This is a genomic window from Burkholderia sp. Ax-1724, from assembly GCF_011752995.1.
In the GTDB taxonomy this organism is placed as follows: domain Bacteria; phylum Pseudomonadota; class Gammaproteobacteria; order Burkholderiales; family Burkholderiaceae; genus Paraburkholderia.
Window position 1 is genome coordinate 301,479 of the sequence record NZ_VWWL01000001.1, and the last position, 18,510, is coordinate 319,988.

The window sequence follows — 18,510 nt, forward strand, 5'->3', positions numbered from 1 at the left end:
ACATGTTCAACGACTCACGCGCGGCGCGAGCAGCGCGCGCTTGACCCGCTGCAGCGTGCGATAAGGCAGCGCGAGATGCAGCAGATTCTTCGCGAGACCGAGCCAGTCGTACGGATTGCCCGCGTTGAAATAGCGTAACTGCAAACGCAGCGTCGAGCCGATCTGGCGGCGCCGCTTCGTCGCGCTGATGCCACCTTCGTTCAGTTCGTAGTAGAGACCGAGTTCGGGCAGGTTCGCGCAGTCGTAGCGATCCATCAGACGTACGAACAGATCGAGGTCTTCCGCCGAACGATACTCGGCGCGATAGTTGCCGGCCGTGCGCACGGCATCGATGCGCAGCATCATCGACGGATGCGCGAGGCACGAGCGGAAAAACCGCTGACGCCGGATCGCGTCCGGCTCGGTGGGCGGCGTCAGCATGAAGAGTGGTTCGCCCGCGCGCGTGACGACCTGGGTCCACATGCCGAGGCCCGCCACGTTCGGATGCCGTTCCATGAACGCGCGCTGCTTCGCGAGCCGTTGCGGCACCGCGCGGTCGCCCGTGTCGATACGCGCGGCGTAGCGAAAGCCGCGCTGCGCGAGCGCGTCGATGCCGGTTTGCAACGCGCGTTCGATGCCGCCGTTCTGCGCCATGCGCAGCACTTCGATATGCAGGTTCGGCAGTGTCGGCGCGACGATCGGCGGCGTGCTGCCGTCGTCGACGATCAGCACGTGCACCGGCGCATTTTCCTCGAACGAGGCGAGCGTGGCATCGAGGTCCGCCTGGCCGTTGTACGCGGGGATCAGCACCGCGACGTCGTCGAGCGGGATTTGCGCGGTGGCGGATGAATTCGTCATGGGCGCAGTTTGAAACGGATGTAATAAAGATTGACCGACGCGGCCGCGAGATAACCGGCCGCGAGACCCACGAGCGCGCCATACGCGCCGAGCCGCGCAATCGCGAGCAGATTGACCGCGAACGCCACCGCGAGCGCAAGCAGCCATTTCGCGAGCAGTACGAACTTGGCCTGATACTTGAGCACGACCAGATTGCCGATTGCCTCGATACCGGCCGGCACGGACAACCACACGGCCCAGCGGAAAATCTCGATCGCGCCTTCGAAGTCCGGCCCGAACACGCGGCGAATGATAAAGCCCGCGAGCAGGTCGAGCACGAGCGCGCCGGCCACCATCAGCACGGCGGTCAAGGCGGTCAGGCGCAGCATGTTGCGGCGCAGTTGCGCGATGCCCTGCACGCGATAGACAAAGGCCGGCGCGATGGTCTGCGCGAGCATCAGCGCGAGCGTGATCCAGTTTTCGTTCAACTGCTGCGCGGCCGAATAGCGTCCGAGGTCGGCGAACGAAATCGCGCGCTCGAGCATGAGTCGGTCCAGTTTCAGGAACAGATACATACAGATGAGCCCGAGCCAGAACACCGTGCCCGCGCTCGCGAAGTGTTTGAACAGCGTCCGGTCGACATGCCAGCCGAGCTTGCCGCCATGCCGGCGCATGAAGTAGAGCACCAGCACCGCGCCGATCGCCGCGGATTCGAGCGCCCACAGCCAGCCGAAGCGCGCGGGCGCGGCCATCGCGCGCACCAGCAGATAGACGAGGCCGGCCTTGAGCACCGCCGTGCTCATGCTGGTCAGCAACTGCGGCTTGCTGTAGGTCATGCTTTGCAGCCACGCGTTGATGATGCCGACGAACGGTTCGCGAAACAGCATGGTCACCGCGAGGCCCGCGAGCATCGCGCCGACGAGCGGTTCGAACAGATGCAGCGCGATGCCGAGCCACGTGAGCAGCAGCGCGATGGCCGACACGGAAAAGCGCAACGCAAAGGCGCTGCCGAGCACGGTGCCGAGTTGTGCGGGCGCGCGATTGACGATGGTCGGCACGAGGATTTCCGCGCCGCACACCCAGGTGATCGGCGACAGCACGAGCAGCAGCGTGTTCGCGTATTGCCACTTGCCGAACGTGTCGGGCCCGAAGTAACGCGCGAGCATGCCGCTGATCGCGATCGCGACGCCGATCTGCGTGAGCCGTTCGAGTCCGAGCCAGATGATGTTCGTGAACGCGCGCGTGACGTCGGGATTGGCGAAACGTTTGAGCGTCAGCATCCGTTGGCCGCCCGCCGTTGCGCGCCGGCGCGGCCGCATTGCGCGGCGCCCCGCATGTTCGCCCGCCCGGCCGGCAGCCGCGGCAACTTTACAAAAGGAGGGCGTCTAAGCATTAGAATGGCGTTATTCAGGCTGGTCAGAAGAACGCAATTATAAGTTGGAACCGGATCGCTTCCGGCAAGGGCGCGTCGCGGCGAGGCAAGGCCCGGTTTTAGCGTGGTTTTTACCGCGATTTTTACCGGTCACCGACGGTGCGCAGGTCAAAATTTTCCATTGCACGCAAGTGAGCCAACATGATCTCCAAATCCATTTTCAAGGCGTATGACATTCGTGGCGTCGTCGGCAAGACGCTCGATGCCGAGACCGCGCGTTCCATCGGCCGCGCGTTCGGCAGCGAAGTGCGTGCGCAGGGCGGCGACGCGGTCGTGGTCGCGCGCGACGGCCGCCTGTCGGGTCCCGAACTGATCCAGGCGTTGTCCGACGGTTTGCGCGCGGCAGGTGTCGACGTCGTCAACGTCGGCATGGTGCCCACGCCGGTCGGCTACTTCGCGGCAAGCGTGCCGCTCAAGCTCGCGGGCGGCGAGCGCCGCGTCGATTCGTGCATCGTCGTGACCGGCAGCCACAATCCGCCCGACTACAACGGCTTCAAGATGGTCCTGCGCGGCGCGGCCATTTACGGCGAGCAGATTCTCGCGCTGCATCAGCGCATCGTCGACGAAAACTTCGCGCAAGGCAGTGGCTCGTACGCCGAGTACGACATCGCCGACGAGTATCTCGAGCGCATCGCGAGCGACGTGAAGCTCGCGCGCCCGATCAAGATCGTCGTCGATACCGGCAACGGCGTGGCCGGCGGCCTCGCGCCGAAGCTGTTCAAAAAGCTCGGCTGCGAACTCGTCGAACTCTTCACCGAAGTCGACGGCAACTTCCCGAACCATCACCCGGACCCGGCGCACCCCGAAAATCTCGAAGACGTGATTCGCGCGCTGAAGGAAACCGATGCCGAAATCGGCTTCGCGTTCGACGGCGACGGCGACCGCCTGGGCGTCGTCACGAAAGACGGCCAGATCATCTATCCGGACCGTCAGCTGATGCTGTTCGCCGAAGAAGTCCTGTCGCGCAACAAGGGCGCGCAGATCATCTACGACGTGAAGTGCACGCGCAATCTCGCGAAGTGGGTCAAGGACAAGGGCGGTGAGCCGCTGATGTGGAAGACCGGCCACTCGCTCGTGAAGGCGAAGCTGCGCGAAACCGGCGCGCCGCTCGCGGGCGAAATGAGCGGCCACGTGTTCTTCAAGGACCGCTGGTACGGTTTCGACGACGGCCTGTACACGGGCGCGCGTCTGCTCGAAATCCTCACGCGCGTCGCCGATCCGAGCCAGCTGCTGAACTCGCTGCCGAACTCGCACGCCACGCCCGAGCTGCAACTGAAGCTCGAAGAGGGCGAGAACTTCGAACTGATCGCGCGCTTGCAGAAGAACGCGCAGTTCACCGGCGCGGACGACGTCGTGAAGATCGACGGCCTGCGCGTCGAGTATCCGGACGGCTTCGGTCTCGCGCGTTCGTCGAACACGACGCCAGTCGTCGTGATGCGTTTCGAGGCCGACAACGACGCGGCGTTGAAGCGCATCCAGGACGATTTCCGCCGCGTGATTCTCGCGGAGAAAGCCGACGCGAAACTGCCGTTCTGACGGCGGCGCGGCGGTGCCGCGGTCCTGGTCGCAACAGGTCGAAGCACCGCCGCCATCGAACGCGGCGCGGGCGGTATTGCCCGCGCCGCATTTTTCATGTCGCGCCAAGGCGGGGCCTCTCTCGCATTCTTATGTGACGTTTTGATGCGCGGCCCACGCGGCGCGCTAGAATTGCCGTCCTCTGCCCTGTCGGGGGCTTGGCGCGCGTCGCCGGGTTCGGGGCTTTATCAACGCATCTTCGAGCCGGACAGCCGGTTTTCCCACTCTTGAGCGCGCAAAAGATACTGATCGTGAGGGTGTCGTCGCTGGGCGACGTCGTTCACAACATGCCGGTGATCGCCGACATCCGGCGCCGCCATCCCGATGCGCAGATCGACTGGCTCGTCGAAGAGAGCTTCGTCGGGCTCGTGGAACTCGTCGGCGGCGTGCGGCGCGCGATTCCGGTGTCGCTGCGGCGCTGGCGCAAGCGCATCCTGTCGGTCGGCAACTGGCGCGAGATCGGCGCGTTTCGCCGCGCGCTCGCGGCCGAGCACTACGATCTCGTGATCGACTGCCAGGGGCTCATCAAGACCGCCTGGGTGTCGAGCATGGCGCGCGGACCGGTGACCGGTCTCGCGAACCGCACCGAGGGCGCGGGCTTCGAATGGCCGGTGCGCTTCTTCTACGACCGGCGCGTGCCGATCGAGCCGCGCACGCACGTAGTCGAGCGCACGCGGCAACTGGTGGCGGCGGCGCTCGGCGACCCCGCGCCGCAACCGACCGACGAGATCGACTTCGGCCTCGATACGCGCCGTGCGGCGCTCGCGCTGTCGCAGGCGAATCTGAACCTGCCGGTGCCGTACGTCGTGTTCGTGCACGCGACCTCGCGCGCCGACAAGCAGTGGCCCGATACCGCGTGGATCGAACTCGGGCAGTCGCTCGTGCGGCGCGGCGCGTCGCTCGTGCTGCCGTGGGGCAGCGAGGCCGAGCGCGCGACCAGCGAGCGGCTCGCGAAGGAATTCGGCGCGGCCGCGATCGTGCCGCCGAAGCTGTCGCTGCCGGCGGTGGTCGGCCTGATCGAGGGCGCGGCTGCGACGGTCGGGGTCGACACGGGGCTGGTGCACATCGCCGCGGCGCTGAAGCGGCCCACGGTCGAGTTGTACAATTTCTCCACTGCGTGGCGCACCGGCGGCTACTGGTCGCCGAACGTCGTCAATCTCGGCGCGGCCGGGCAGCCGCCGACGCTGCAACAGGTCAAGTCGGCGCTGGCGGGCTTCGGTCTTCTATAGCCGGGGCCGCCATCCCCCGCGTCCACTGCAATCCGCCGGTGCGCTGCGCCTTGAGCACCTTCCGCACCTTCCGTTCCCAAGGGCGACCATGAACGAAACCCAGATCATCGAAGTAGCGAGCGCCGATTGGCACGGCCGCAACCTGTCCGTGCCGCGCGAGACGCTGCTCGCCGGCGTCGAGCGCGGCAAGGTGCTGTACTTCCCGAACCTGCGCTTCGCGATCGAAGGCGGCGAGCAGGCGCTGCTCGACCCGGCGCTCGCCGATCCGAACCGCAAGAACATCAGCCTCGAACCGAACGGCGGCGCGCTGCACGGCGTGGCCGGCGACGCGGTCACGCAGTCGGCCGTGCGCGCGCTGGTGGCGCGCTACCAGGCCAACGCGCGCACGCTCGTCGACGGGCTGTTCCCCGAATACGACGGCAAGCTGCGCGTCGCGCCCACGAGCCTGCGGCTGCATCAGGTCGCCACGCGCCAAAGCTCGTGGCGCAAGGACGATAGCCGTCTGCACATCGACGCGTTTCCGTCGCGGCCCAATTACGGCGAGCGTATCCTGCGCGTGTTTACGAACGTCAATCCGCATGGCGAGCCGCGCGTGTGGCGCGTCGGCGAACCGTTCGAGGACATCGCGCAACGCTTCCTGCCGCGCATCAAGCCGCAGATGCCGGGCTCGGCATGGCTGCTGAATCTGCTGCACGTCACCAAGTCGCCGCGCAGCGAGTACGACCATCTAATGCTCAATCTGCACGACGGCATGAAGGCCGACCTCGACTATCAGAAGACGAGCCCGCAGGAGACCATGCGGTTTCCGCCGGGCTGCGTGTGGGTGTGCTTCTCCGATCAGGCCTCGCATGCGGTGATGTCCGGCCAGTTCATGCTCGAACAGACGTTCTTCCTGCCGGTGAAGGCGATGGCGCAGCCCGAGTGCGCGCCGCTCGGCATTCTCGAGCGCCTGAAGGGCAGGGCGCTGGTTTGAGCGCCGCGGTTGGCCTGATGGCCTGGCGGGGCGCGCCGGCCGCTTGTTTGTCGTGGGGTGAGATCGATGCGAGTCGCGCGAGTTGCGTGGGCGGTGTGATTCGCGCGGGCGCGGCGATCGGCGCGATTCACCTAAAGCGTCCGAACCACACGAACTACGTGCATCCCGTGCACCCCACGCGCCGCGCGGATCATTCGAGCCGCCCGAGCCATGCGAACGATGCGGAGCGCCGATGCTAAGAGCGATTTATCGCGCGCTCTGGTGGCTCGTCGCGCCGCTGGCCGTGCTGCGTCTGTTGATCCGTTCGCGCAAGGAGCGCGGATATCGCGAGCATATCGGCGAGCGCTTCGGCTATGCGCGCGGCCGCCTGCCCGAGGACAGCGCGCCGTTGATCTGGGTGCATGCGGTGTCGGTCGGCGAAACGCGCGCTGCGCAGCCGCTCATCGATGCATTGATGAAGGCGCGTCCCGACGCACGCATTCTGCTCACGCACATGACGCCGAGCGGCCGCGCGACCGGCACCGGGATTTTCGGCGACCGCGTGCTGCGCTGTTATCTGCCCTACGACATGCCTCACGCGGTGCGGCGTTTTCTGCGCGCGTGGCGGCCGTCGCTCGGTCTCGTGATGGAGACCGAAGTGTGGCCGACGCTGATCGACGAATGCCGCCGCGCCGACGTACCGCTCATATTGACCAATGCGCGGATGTCGGCGCGTTCGTACAAGCGCGCGGCGAAGTTCGGCAGCGCGACGAAGGACGTGTTCGGTGGTTTCGCGCGCGTGCTCGCGCAGAGCCCGTCCGATGCCGAACGGCTGACCGCGCTCGGCGCGCGCAACGTCGCGGTGCTCGGCAATCTGAAGTTCGATATGAGCACGCCGCCCGAACTCGTGGCGCGCGGTCATGCGTGGCGCGCCGCGATCGGCACGCGGCCCGTGTGGGTCGCGGCCAGCACGCGCGAGGGCGAAGAGGCGCTCGTGCTCGAAGCGTTTGCGGCGCTTGGCGTCGACGATGCGCTGCTGATTCTGGTGCCGCGTCATCCGCAGCGCTTCAACGAGGTCGCGGGGCTTGTCGAGAAGGCGGGCTTGCGGCTCGAACGCCGCTCGAACTGGGCGCCCGATGCGAAGCTCGCGTCGGCGGCGCGAAGCGTGGACGACGGCGTGCCGCCGTTGTCTGCGGACGTGAAGGTGCTGCTCGGCGATTCGATGGGCGAACTGGGTGCTTACTATGCGGCGTCGGACCTTGCGTTTATCGGCGGCAGTCTGTTGCCGCTCGGCGGACAGAATCTGATCGAAGCGTGCGCGGTCGGCGTGCCGGTGCTGATCGGCCCGCACGTGTTCAACTTCACCCAGGCCACTGCCGACGCGGTCGCGGCCGGCGCCGCCGTGCAGGTGCAGGACCCGGCCGATCTGGCGCGCGCGTTGCGCGAGCTGTTTGGCGACAGGGCGCGGCGGCTGGCGATGGGTGGCGCGGCGGCGGCGTTCGCCGCACGGCACAGCGGAGCGACGGCGCGGACGGTGGATGTGTTGACGGCGGTGTTGCCGGGATGAGGAAAAAAGCCGATGGGCGGTTAATTCTTCTTCGGACTTTAATCAATCGATGGGGGCCGCCGTTGATCGTGATGGGGACCGTCTTGGGTATGTATCACGCAGTGGTGGACCATTTTTACGGTGGCCGGATTTCTCTGCTTCAGGAGCAAGTTGCATTGCTCAAGCAGCAAAATGAAAGTCTGATGCAAAGCAATACGGAATTGCATCACACGCAATGTGATGTTCAGTATTCGCAGATCGATTCCGCCAGAAAACTGGCCGATATGCGAATGGCTCAGCTCACGTCGTCTATCCAGCTGGTTGGTGGGGGAGCCGTTAATCCAGATGACGTTGCTTATCGCTACATGTGTCTTCGCTTGAAGCGGTAGTCTCACACCCTCAACAACCCCTTCTTTTCAATAAACGCGACCACCTCGTCCAGGCCCGCGAGCGCCTTCAGATTGCACATCACAAATGGCCGCTCGCCGCGCATCCTGGTCGCATCGGACGCCATCACGTCGAGGTTCGCGCCGACCAGCGGCGCGAGGTCCGTCTTGTTGATGACGAGCAGATCCGACTTGGTGATACCGGGGCCGCCCTTGCGCGGAATCTTCTCGCCGCCCGCGACGTCGATTACGTAGATCGTCAGGTCCGACAGTTCCGGGCTGAAGGTCGCCGCGAGATTGTCGCCGCCCGATTCGATGAACACGATGTCCGCGTCGGGAAAACGTGTGAGCATGCGCTCGACCGCTTCGAGGTTGATCGACGCATCCTCGCGGATCGCCGTATGCGGGCAGCCGCCCGTCTCGACGCCCATGATTCGCTCGGCCGGCAACGCGCCCGCCACCGTCAGCAGACGCTGGTCCTCTTTCGTGTAGATGTCGTTCGTGATCGCGACGAGGTCGTACCGGTCGCGCATCGCCTTGCACAGCATTTCGAGCAACGTGGTCTTGCCCGAGCCGACCGGACCGCCGACGCCCACGCGCAGCGGCGGCAGTTTCTTCGTGCGGGGTCGGGCGGGGAAAGCGGAATGATGAGGTGCGTTCATGATGGATCGTGTGAGCGTGTTACGAGCGGAAGAGCCGCGAATACTGCGACTCGTGGCGCGCCGAGAGAATGCCGAGTTGCGGCGCGAACGTGTTGATGTCCTCGCGCGAGGTCGCGAGCGCCCGCGCGACGGCCGCATCGATCGGCCCGCGCAGCGCGACGAGGATGCGCTGGCCCGCGAGCTGTCCGAGCGGCACCGCCTTCAGGGCGGCGGCGGCCTGGTTCTCGACCCAGCTGAACGCGTAGGCGGCCAGCGCGGCATCGGCGGCGGCGTCGTGCGCATAGGCGGCGAAGGCGAACGCGGTCGGCTGCGCGAGCGGCGTGAGCGTGGCGAGCGTCGCGCGTCGTGACGCATCGCCCCATTCGAGCGACACGCACAACTGCCGCAGCGACCAGCCCATCTGCTCCGTTTCGCGCCGCAGTTCGGCCGATTCGCGGCTCGCGAGAAATTCGCCGTTGGCATCGGCGAGGCCGGCCGCGTCGTGCGTGCGCCAGCGCTCCATCTGCTGCGCGAGAAACGGCAGCTCGCAGCGTGCGAGCACGTCGGTCAGGCCGCTTGCGATCCAGTCGCGCGCGGAATCTGCGTCGGTGATCAATTGCGCTTCGATGGCTGCTTCGAGGCCCTGCGAATAGCTGAACGCGCCGATCGGCAGCGCCGGCGACGCGAGATGCAGCAGTGCGGTGAGTTCAGCGATGCGCATGCGGGTGTGAGTGATGCGAGTGGCCGCATGTGTCGTCGTGCGCGTGGTCATGGTCACATGCCTGGCCATGCTGATGATCGTGATCGTGGCCACGCTCATGGCCGTGCTCGTGCTCGTGCTCACGCGCTTGCGAGTGCGCATGCGGGTGCTCATGCAAGTGCCCATGCGAATGCGCGCAACCCTCATGGGCATGCGCATGCCCATGATGCTCACCGAACACCTGCTGCGCGAGCGCATAGTCTTCGGCGAAGGTCTCGTCGTGACCATGCTTGTGTCCGCCGCCATACGCGCCCGCTTCGGGCTGGAACGGCAGCGATACCTGCTCGACCGTCGCGCCGATGCGCACGAGCATATCGGCAAGCACCGGATCGTATTCGAGCTTCAGATAATCGGCGCCGACTTCCACCGGCGTATGACGATTGCCGAGGTGATACGCGGCGCGCGTGAGCGTCAGCGCATCCGAAGCGCGTACGTAAAGCACGGCTTCATGCGCGGCAACGACACGCACGAGACCGCCATCGTCGGCGATGAGCACGTCGCCGTCGTGCAGCACGGTGCCGCGCGGTAACAGCAATGCGACTTCCTCGCCGTTGTCGAGCGTCGCCGCCAGACGGCTTTTGCGGCGCTCGTCGAAGGCGAGCGTCAATGTCGGGGCGCGCCGGATCAAGACGGGCGCGAGTTTCAGATGCGGTGCGAGAAGTTTGTCGAGAGTACGCATGTCTAGAAGAGGAAATAACGTTGCGCCATCGGCAGCACGGCGGCCGGCTCGCAGGTGAGCAACTGGCCGTCGGCGATCACCTGATACGTTTCGGGATCGACGCTGATGTTCGGGCGCCACGCGTTGTGAATCATGTCGGCCTTCGTGATGTTGCGGCAGTTCTTCACCGCGACGATGCGCTTTTGCAAACCATAGCGTTCGGCGACGTTCGCCTCGGCGGCCATCCGCGAGACGAAGGTCAGCGACGTTCGGCCGAGCGCGCCGCCGCGCGTCGCGAACATCTCGCGATAGTGCACGGGCTGCGGTGTCGGAATCGATGCGTTGGGGTCGCCCATCTGCGCCATCGCGATCATGCCGCCCTTGAGGATCAGCGACGGCTTGATGCCGAAAAACGCCGGCTCCCAGAACACGAGGTCGGCCCACTTGCCCGGTTCGATCGAACCGACTTCATGCGCGATGCCGTGCGTGATCGCCGGGTTGATCGTGTACTTCGCGACGTAGCGCTTCGCACGGAAATTGTCGTGACGCGCGTTGTCCTCGGGCAGCGCGCCGCGTTGCACCTTCATCTTGTGCGCGGTCTGCCACGTGCGAATGATGACCTCGCCGACACGCCCCATCGCCTGCGAATCGGAAGACAGCATCGACAGCGCGCCGAGGTCGTGCAGGATGTCCTCGGCCGCGATCGTCTCGCGGCGAATCCGCGATTCGGCAAAGGCGATGTCTTCGGCAATCGACGGGTCGAGGTGATGACACACCATCAGCATGTCGAGATGTTCTTCGAGCGTGTTGACCGTATAGGGGCGTGTCGGATTCGTCGACGAGGGCAGCACGTTCGCCTCGCCGCATACCTTGATGATGTCGGGCGCGTGGCCGCCGCCCGCGCCTTCGGTGTGATACGTGTGGATCGTGCGGCCCCTGAACGCGGCCACGGTCGCTTCGACGAAGCCCGCTTCGTTGAGCGTGTCGGTGTGGATCGCGACCTGCGTGTCGGTGTCGTCGGCGACGGCAAGGCAGTTGTCGATCGCGGCCGGCGTCGTGCCCCAGTCCTCGTGCAGCTTCAGGCCGATCGCGCCGGCGGCGATCTGCTCGACGAGCGGCTGCGGCCGGCTCGCGTTGCCCTTGCCGAGAAAGCCGAGGTTCATCGGATACCCGTCGGCCGCCTGCAGCATGCGTTCGAGATGCCACGGCCCCGGCGTGCAGGTCGTCGCATTGGTACCGGTCGCGGGGCCGGTGCCGCCGCCGAGCATCGTCGTCACGCCGCTCGCGAGGGCTTCCTCGATCTGCTGCGGGCTGATGAAGTGGATATGCGTGTCGATGCCGCCCGCCGTCACGATCAGCCCTTCGCCCGCGATCACTTCGGTGGACGCACCGATCGCGATCGTCACGTTCGGCTGGATGTCGGGGTTGCCGGCCTTGCCGATCGCCGCGATGCGCCCGTCCTTGATGCCGATGTCGGCCTTCACGATGCCCCAGTGATCGAGAATCACCGCGTTCGTCACGACCGTATCGACGACCTCGGCATGCACGCGCTGCGACTGGCCCATGCCGTCGCGAATCACCTTGCCGCCGCCGAACTTGACCTCTTCGCCGTAGGTCGTGAAGTCGCGTTCGATCTCGATCAGCAGGTCGGTGTCGGCGAGGCGCACGCGGTCGCCGGTGGTGGGGCCGAACATCTCCGCGTATGCGCGGCGGCCAATGCGTAGTGTCATGGTGTGGGTCCGGAATGGGCGGCTAAGCGAAGCGAGGCTGCGGAGCGTGGTTGCGATGGGAAGCTATAAAGCAAGGCTATGAAGCAAGGCTATGAAGCAAGGCTATGAAGCAAGACCAGAAGCGGCACAGCGCGGCCGAAGCGAACGGGCGCGGCTCGCGTACCTCACAGCTTGCCCATCACCTTGCCGTTGAAGCCGTAGACGACCCGCTCGCCCGCCAGTTCGACGAGCTCGACCGTGCGCTCCTGGCCGGGCTCGAAGCGCACGGCGGTGCCGGCCGCGATGTTCAGGCGAAAGCCGCGCGCCGCGTCGCGATCGAACGACAGCGCTTCGTTCACCTCGTAGAAGTGGTAGTGCGAGCCGATCTGCACCGGCCGATCGCCGGTATTCGACACGACCACCGTGAGCGTCGCGCGGCCCGCGTTCAGTTCGTGCTCGCCGTCGTCGATGAGGAGTTCGCCGGGAATCATGGAACCTGCCATGGAGCCTGCCTTGACGGTAAGAAGTTCAGGGAATCGGATGATGCACCGTGACGAGCTTGGTGCCGTCGGGGAACGTCGCCTCGACCTGGATGTCGGGGATCATCTCGGGCACGCCTTCCATCACGTCGGCGCGCGTAAGCAGCGTGGTGCCGTAGTGCATGACCTCGGCAACGCTCCTGCCGTCGCGCGCCGCTTCCATCAGCGCCGCGCTGATGAAGGCGACCGCTTCCGGATAGTTCAGTTTGAGGCCGCGCGCGCGGCGCCGTTCGGCGAGCAGCGCGGCGGTGAAGATCAGCAGCTTGTCCTTCTCGCGAGGTGTCAGCTTCATCGGATATGGGCTTGCAAATAGGGCTTGCGGTGAGGTCGGTCGTGGTGGCGTGGCCTGTCGCGTTGCGGACAATGCGGCCATGCCGGATCAACTGGTCACGGTATCAAGTCCTGCTAACGGTGGGCTTACAGACAGGGGGCGGCCGTCGGGTCGTGGTGCCACGCGGCAGCACAGTGTGCGGCGGCGCAATGCAACGCAAGCCGTATGCCATCGCGTCGCGGCCTCGGTGCACAGCGCGCGCGACGCGCTTGCGCACGGGTTTGGGGCATGCGTGCGCGCCACGTTGGTGCGCGTTCGGCGTTCTGAAGGTGAAAACCGAGGCGGGCGGCTTGCCGGGTCGGCCAGGTGCAAGCGTGCGGGTCTTCCGCGCTGCTCAGGTGCTCAGGTGCTCAGGTCGACCAGATTCGCAACGGCACCGCCGCGACGCCATGCACGACCGGCCGCAATTGCAGCCAGCAGCGCGTCAGTGCCTGTTGCAGCGTCTCCATCGAGCGCGACACCGCGCGCACGATCAGCACGCCGTTCGTCACGCACGAGGCGGCGGCGCGCAGCGTATCGTCGAACGGCAGTTGCGCCGAGAGCGACTCGGCGAGCGCGTCGTCGCACGCGGCGCCGACGGCCCATAGCGCGCCGTAGGCAGGAAAGCCGGCCAGCCCTTGCGGTGCATCGCGCAGCGGATCGTTCGCGGCGAGGCTCGCGCGCTCGAACCACAGCAATTCGCCGCGCGCGCCGACGATGCGCGACACCGCACTCAGGCTGCCCGCCGACCAGCGTTCGCCGGCCGCCTGGCGTCCGAGCTGCGTCGCGTCCCAGCCGATCGCGCTCGCGCCGTCGGCGAGCGTCAGCGAAAAATCGAGTTGCGCATGCGCATGATCGAACACGATGTTGTTCTGCGGCAGCCAGTCGAGCTTCGCGTGTTCGCCGACGCGCACCGCAATGCGCTGCCGCGCCGCGCGGCCGTTCGACTTGTACCACTTGGTCGCGCCCGGCGTCGTCAGCACGGCATGGCTGTGCATGCCGAGCGCGACGTCGATGTCGAGCCGGTCGCCGCCCGCGATGCCGCCGGGCGGATGCACGATCACCGCATGGCAGATCGCCTGGCCTTCGGGGTAGAGCGGACGTTGCACGCGCAATGGCCCAGCGTGCCGCCGGTGCGCGAGCGTCGTGCGTGCGTCGCCGTGGGTGAAGCCGAGTTCGAGGCGCGCATGCCACGGCGCATGGGTGGCGTCATGAGCGGCTTTAGGGGTAGCGTCATGAGCAGCCGGTTGCGCGGTGACGAGCGTGGCGCGGTTTTCGTGAAGCGACATGCGAGTGGATGGGTGGGCGACGGCGTGGAACGGAGCGGGTCAAACGAGTGCCATGTTAAACCGCAATCAACCCGCGCACGCCATCCGCTTCCATATTCGCGCCTGCGCCGCCCGCGACGATCTCCCCTCGGCTCATCACCCAGTAATGATCGGCGATCGCTTTGGCGAAGTCGTAATACTGCTCGACGAGCAGCACCGTCAGGCCCATGTCCTCGACCAGTTGCCGCAGCGTGCGGCCGATGTCCTGAATGATCGACGGCTGGATGCCTTCGGTCGGCTCGTCGAGAATCAGCAGTTGCGGCTCGCTCATCAGCGCGCGGCCGATCGCGAGCTGTTGCTGCTGACCGCCCGAGAGATCGCCGCCGCGCCGTCCGCGCATGTCCTTAAGCACGGGAAACAGTTCGTAGATGCGCGCGGGGATCTGCTTCGGCGCCTTGCGGCTCGCCGCGCCCACCAGCAGATTTTCCTCGACGGTCAAACGCGGAAAGATATCGCGGCCCTGCGGCACGTAAGCGAGACCCTGCGCGACGCGCGCATGGGTCGGCAGCTTCGTGAGCGGCATGCCGCGCCATGCGATCGCGCCGCTCTTCGCGGGCACGACGCCCATCAGGCAGCGCAGTAGCGTGGTCTTGCCGACGCCGTTGCGGCCGAGCAGCACCGTGAGCTTGCCGTCGGGCACGCTGAGCTGCACGTCGCGCAGAATGTGGCTGCCGCCGTAGTACTGGTTCAGTCGGTCTACTTCGAGCATGTTCCTGATGTCCTGTCGAATCGTCGTTCAGCGGCCCAGATAAGACTCGATGACGGTCTCGTTCTGCTGCACCTCGTCGAGCGTGCCGTGCGCGAGCACGCGCCCCTCGGCCATGACCGTTACCTTGCCGGTTTCTCCCGCGAGCGCCGCGACGAACTCCATGTCGTGCTCGACGACCATCATCGAGCAGGTGCCGCGCAGCCGGTCGAGCAGTTCGGCGAGCTGCATGGTTTCGTCGTCGGTCATGCCGGCCGCGGGTTCGTCGAGCAGCAGCAGTGCCGGGCGTTGCATCAGCAGCATGCCGATTTCGAGGCGCTGTTTCTGTCCATGCGAAAGCTCGCCCGCGAGCCGCCGCGCTTCGCTTTCGAGCCCGATCAGCGCGAGCGTTTGCTCGATGCGCGCCTGCGCCTCGCGATCGAGCCGTGCGCGCAGCGAGGCCCACCAGCCCTTGTCGGCCTGCATCGCGAGTTCGAGGTTTTCCCATACGGGATGCTGTTCGAACACGGTCGGCTTCTGGAACTTGCGGCCGATGCCCGCGCGCGCGATCGCGGGCTCGTTCATGCGCGTGAGGTCGATCGACTGGCCGAGAAACACCTTGCCGTCGTCGGGCGCGGTCTTGCCGGTGATGACGTCCATCATCGTGGTCTTGCCCGCGCCGTTCGGGCCGATGACGCAGCGCAGTTCGCCCGCGTCGATCGCGAGCGACAATGCGTTGAGTGCGCGAAAGCCGTCGAAGCTCACGGTCACGTCTTCGAGGTAGAGGATCGTGCCGTGCGAGACGTCGATCTCGCCCGGTACGACCGCGTGCCCCATGTTCGCGACGCCGCTCAGCGACGTTTCGGCGGGTGCTTCAGGCAAGGCCAGATCGGCCACCAGCGGGTTTTCGTTCATCATGCGCGGTTCCTTTTGCGCGTCAGCAGCTCGGCGAGCCCCATGATGCCGTTCGGCAACAACAGCGGCACCAGCACGAAAATCAGGCCGAGAAAGAACAGCCAGTACTCCGGAAAGTTCGCCGTGAAAAAGCTCTTCGCGCCGTTCACCGCGAACGCGCCGATGATCGGTCCGATCAGCGTGCCGCGTCCGCCGACCGCGACCCAGATCGCCATTTCGATCGAGTTGCCCGGCGACATTTCGCCCGGATTGATGATGCCGACCTGCGGCACGTAGAGCGCGCCCGCGATGCCGCACAGCACGGCCGACACGGTCCACACGAACAGCTTGTAGGCAAGCGGGCTATAGCCGAGAAACATCAGCCGCGTTTCGCCGTCGCGCACCGCGGTGACGACGCGGCCGAGCTTCGAGGTGACGATCGCGCGCGCGCCGAGGAATGCCGCGATCAGCACCGCGAACGTGATCAGCAGCAAGGCGGCGCGCGTGCCCGGATGCGTGATCGGAAAACCGCCGATGCGCTTGAAATCGGTGAAGCCGTTGTTGCCACCGAAGCCCGTTTCGTTGCGATAGAACAGCAGCATCGCGGCGAAGGTCATGGCCTGCGTGATGATCGACAGGTACACGCCTTTCACGCGCGAGCGGAACGTGAAGAAGCCGAACACCCACGCGACCACGGCCGGCACCAGCACGACGAGCAGCAGCGCATAGCCGAGATGCTGCGTGCCCTGCCAGTACCACGGCAACCGGTGCCAGTCGAGAAACACCATGAAGTCGGGCAGATCGCTGCCGTACTTGCCGTCGTGGCCGATCGCGCGCATCAGGTACATGCCGATCGCGTAGCCGCCGAGCGCGAAGAACAGCGCATGGCCGAGGCTCAGGATGCCGCAGTAGCCCCAGACGAGATCGAGCGCGAGCGCCGCGATCGCGTAGCACATGAACTTGCCGGTCAGCGTCATCGCGTAGGCGGACAGATGCAGCGCGCTCGTTTCGGGAATCACGAGCGCGGCGAACGGCACGCCGAGGCCGAACACGATGACGAGCGCGATCAGCGCGAGCCACGCGCGGCGCGACAGCAAGGCGGGACGCGGCGGCAGGCCGAGCGCGAAGCCGGCGTTGGCATCGCGTGCGTTGCCCGCGCCGCTGCCTGCCGTGGCGCCAGGCGCATGACCGTCGCGACCGACGCGCGACGGTGCGACGGAAGATGGACTTGCCGGCGAATGCGTCGCTGAGGTCGCCTCCGAGGCGGCCGACGACGTAGTAGAGGAAATTGCCGATGTCATCTCAAGCCTCCGCGCTGCGGCCCTTCAAGGCGAACATGCCTTGCGGACGCTTCTGGATGAACAGCACGATCAGGACGAGCACCGCGATCTTCGCGAGCACCGCGCCCCAGAACGGCTCGATCGCCTTGCTGACGAGCCCGAGGCCGAAGCCGCCGAGCACGGTGCCCGCAAGCTGGCCGACGCCGCCGAGCACGACCGCCATGAACGAATCGATGATGTAGCTCTGGCCGAGGTCGGGCCCGACATTGCCGATCTGCGACAGCGCGCAGCCGCCGAGTCCCGCGATACCCGCGCCGAACGCGAACGCATACGAATCGACGCGCGCGGTTTTCACGCCGACGCAGGCGGCCATGCGGCGGTTCTGCGTGACCGCGCGCACGAACAGGCCGAGCCGCGTGCGCGTGAGCACGGCCCACGCGATTGCGACGACGATCAGCGAGAACGCGAGAATCGCGAGCCGGTTGTACGGCAGGATCAGGTTCGGCAGCACGGTCACGCCGCCGCTCATCCACGACGGATTGACGACCTGCACGTTTTGCGCGCCGAACAGCATGCGGGTTGCCTGAATCAGGATCAGGCTCACGCCGAAGGTGGTCAGCAGCGTTTCGAGCGGCCGCCCATACAAATGCCTGAGCACGAGCCGTTCGAGCACAATGCCGACGAGCCCCGCCGCGACGAACGCGGCCGGTATCGCGAAGAGCGGATACCAGTCGAACGCGCCGGGCGCGAAGCGCTGAAACAGGTTCTGCACGACATAGCTCGCATACGCGCCGATCATCAGGAATTCGCCATGCGCCATGTTGATGACGCCGATCAGCCCGTACGTGATCGCGAGGCCGAGTGCTGCGAGCAGCAGCACGCTGCCGAGCGACAGCCCCGCGAACAGCGTGCCCGCGATCTGGCTGCGGCGCTGGATCGCCTCGAGTTCGTCGATGCCGCTTTGCGCGGCCGCGCGCACGCGTTCGTCGCTTTCCGCGAACGAGCCGTCCGCTTTCTTCGCGACGAGCGGGCGCAGCAGTTCGTTCATGTCGAGGTCATGGCGCGCGGCAACCAGCTGCACCGCTTCGAGGCGCCTGACGGGATCGGCGTCGTGCAGCGCGCTCATCGCCCATAGCGTGTCGAGGCGTTGCTTCAGCACCGGGTCGGTTTCCTTCGCGCGGGCCGCGTCGACGAGCGGCTTGAGCGACGGGTCGGGGTTTTGCAGCAGCGCGTCGATGGCCGCCGCGCGCGTGGCCTGGTCGGGCGAGGCGAGTTGCAGGCCCGAGAGCGCGCCCGAGACTTTCGCGCGCAGCAGATTGTTCAGCGTGACCGGCTGCGCGTCGTTCGCGGCGACGGCCTGGCCCGTCAGCGCGTCGCGTGCGGTGTCGCTGTCCTGCAGCAGCAGGGCGCCCGCGTCGGTGGCGAGCGCGCTGTCGTCGGCGAGTGCCTTGAGCACCGCGAGCGAGGCGGCATCGTGCGTTGCGATCAGCTTGTCGATGGCCGCGGACTTCGCTTCGAAGTCGTCGCCGGCAAGCGGCGCGAGGTCGGCTTGCGTCAACGCGAATGCGGCGGACGGTGCGCCGGTGAGGCACAGCACGAGCAGCAATGCGAGCGAGGCATTGCCGATCGTACGGAATGCGACGCAACGTACGATGCGTGGCGTGAAGCGTCGTCGTGGGAAAGTCGGAAAGGAAAACGCCATGATGGCCTTTTGCACGAGGGGGATTCGATAAGCCGATAAAGCCGGCGAGGGCGGCGCGGTAGCCGCCG

General features: G+C 66.3%; 18 protein-coding genes. 5 read left to right on the plus strand and 13 right to left on the minus strand.

The window, feature by feature from the left end; translation table 11 throughout:
• Positions 1–6: 6 nt before the first annotated feature.
• Positions 7–837, minus strand: coding sequence for a glycosyltransferase (locus F3J19_RS01235; RefSeq protein ID WP_167036428.1), 831 nt, complete (start codon positions 835–837; stop codon positions 7–9).
• Positions 834–2,096 carry an oligosaccharide flippase family protein gene (locus F3J19_RS01240; RefSeq protein WP_167036431.1) on the minus strand — a complete coding sequence of 421 codons (1,263 nt, stop codon included), beginning with the start codon at positions 2,094–2,096 and terminating at the stop codon, positions 834–836. The genes F3J19_RS01235 and F3J19_RS01240 overlap by 4 nt, the downstream gene beginning before the upstream one ends.
• 293 nt (positions 2,097–2,389) lie before the next feature.
• Here F3J19_RS01240 and F3J19_RS01245 point away from each other — a divergent pair, with 293 nt between their 5' ends.
• From F3J19_RS01245 to F3J19_RS01265, 5 genes are all read left to right on the plus strand, one after another.
• A complete protein-coding gene (locus F3J19_RS01245) occupies positions 2,390–3,784 on the plus strand; it encodes a phosphomannomutase/phosphoglucomutase (RefSeq protein ID WP_167036434.1) in 1,395 nt (464 codons plus the stop codon).
• Between the two features lie 266 nt (positions 3,785–4,050).
• Positions 4,051–5,052 carry a lipopolysaccharide heptosyltransferase I gene (waaC, locus tag F3J19_RS01250; RefSeq protein ID WP_167036437.1) on the plus strand — a complete coding sequence of 334 codons (1,002 nt, stop codon included), beginning with the start codon at positions 4,051–4,053 and terminating at the stop codon, positions 5,050–5,052.
• An 88-nt stretch (positions 5,053–5,140) separates the two neighbouring features.
• Positions 5,141–6,025 (plus strand): Kdo hydroxylase family protein, encoded by an 885-nt coding sequence (locus F3J19_RS01255; protein WP_167036439.1) that lies wholly within the window; start codon positions 5,141–5,143, stop codon positions 6,023–6,025.
• Between the two features lie 232 nt (positions 6,026–6,257).
• Positions 6,258–7,571 (plus strand): lipid IV(A) 3-deoxy-D-manno-octulosonic acid transferase, encoded by a 1,314-nt coding sequence (gene waaA / locus F3J19_RS01260; RefSeq protein WP_167036442.1) that lies wholly within the window; start codon positions 6,258–6,260, stop codon positions 7,569–7,571.
• Entirely contained in the window at positions 7,568–7,939 is a 372-nt protein-coding gene (locus F3J19_RS01265) for a hypothetical protein (protein WP_167036444.1), read from the plus strand. The genes waaA and F3J19_RS01265 overlap by 4 nt, the downstream gene beginning before the upstream one ends.
• 2 nt (positions 7,940–7,941) lie before the next feature.
• Here F3J19_RS01265 and ureG read toward each other — a convergent pair whose 3' ends face one another.
• From ureG to urtB, 11 genes are all read right to left on the minus strand, one after another.
• Positions 7,942–8,598 (minus strand): urease accessory protein UreG, encoded by a 657-nt coding sequence (gene ureG / locus F3J19_RS01270; protein ID WP_167036447.1) that lies wholly within the window; start codon positions 8,596–8,598, stop codon positions 7,942–7,944.
• 19 nt (positions 8,599–8,617) lie between these two features.
• A complete protein-coding gene (locus F3J19_RS01275; protein WP_167036450.1) occupies positions 8,618–9,298 on the minus strand; it encodes an urease accessory UreF family protein in 681 nt (226 codons plus the stop codon).
• On the minus strand, positions 9,285–10,016 hold the full coding sequence (ureE, locus tag F3J19_RS01280; RefSeq protein ID WP_167036452.1) for an urease accessory protein UreE: 732 nt from the start codon (positions 10,014–10,016) through the stop codon (positions 9,285–9,287). The genes F3J19_RS01275 and ureE overlap by 14 nt, the downstream gene beginning before the upstream one ends.
• 2 nt (positions 10,017–10,018) lie before the next feature.
• Positions 10,019–11,725 (minus strand): urease subunit alpha, encoded by a 1,707-nt coding sequence (gene ureC / locus F3J19_RS01285; protein ID WP_167036455.1) that lies wholly within the window; start codon positions 11,723–11,725, stop codon positions 10,019–10,021.
• 164 nt (positions 11,726–11,889) lie between these two features.
• Complete coding sequence (locus tag F3J19_RS01290) at positions 11,890–12,195, minus strand: urease subunit beta (RefSeq protein ID WP_167036942.1); 306 nt, start codon at positions 12,193–12,195, stop codon at positions 11,890–11,892.
• A gap of 37 nt (positions 12,196–12,232) precedes the next feature.
• Complete coding sequence (ureA, locus tag F3J19_RS01295; protein ID WP_167036458.1) at positions 12,233–12,535, minus strand: urease subunit gamma; 303 nt, start codon at positions 12,533–12,535, stop codon at positions 12,233–12,235.
• Between the two features lie 389 nt (positions 12,536–12,924).
• Positions 12,925–13,842, minus strand: coding sequence for an urease accessory protein UreD (locus F3J19_RS01300; RefSeq protein ID WP_167036461.1), 918 nt, complete (start codon positions 13,840–13,842; stop codon positions 12,925–12,927).
• A gap of 55 nt (positions 13,843–13,897) precedes the next feature.
• A complete protein-coding gene (gene urtE / locus F3J19_RS01305) occupies positions 13,898–14,590 on the minus strand; it encodes an urea ABC transporter ATP-binding subunit UrtE (RefSeq protein ID WP_167036464.1) in 693 nt (230 codons plus the stop codon).
• 27 nt (positions 14,591–14,617) lie between these two features.
• Positions 14,618–15,481 carry an urea ABC transporter ATP-binding protein UrtD gene (urtD, locus tag F3J19_RS01310; protein WP_167036946.1) on the minus strand — a complete coding sequence of 288 codons (864 nt, stop codon included), beginning with the start codon at positions 15,479–15,481 and terminating at the stop codon, positions 14,618–14,620.
• Positions 15,481–16,761, minus strand: coding sequence for an urea ABC transporter permease subunit UrtC (gene urtC / locus F3J19_RS01315; protein ID WP_167036467.1), 1,281 nt, complete (start codon positions 16,759–16,761; stop codon positions 15,481–15,483). The genes urtD and urtC overlap by 1 nt, the downstream gene beginning before the upstream one ends.
• A gap of 1 nt (position 16,762) precedes the next feature.
• Positions 16,763–18,442: an urea ABC transporter permease subunit UrtB gene (gene urtB, locus F3J19_RS01320; RefSeq protein WP_167036949.1), complete on the minus strand. Its 1,680-nt coding sequence runs from the start codon at positions 18,440–18,442 to the stop codon at positions 16,763–16,765.
• Positions 18,443–18,510: the final 68 nt, after the last annotated feature.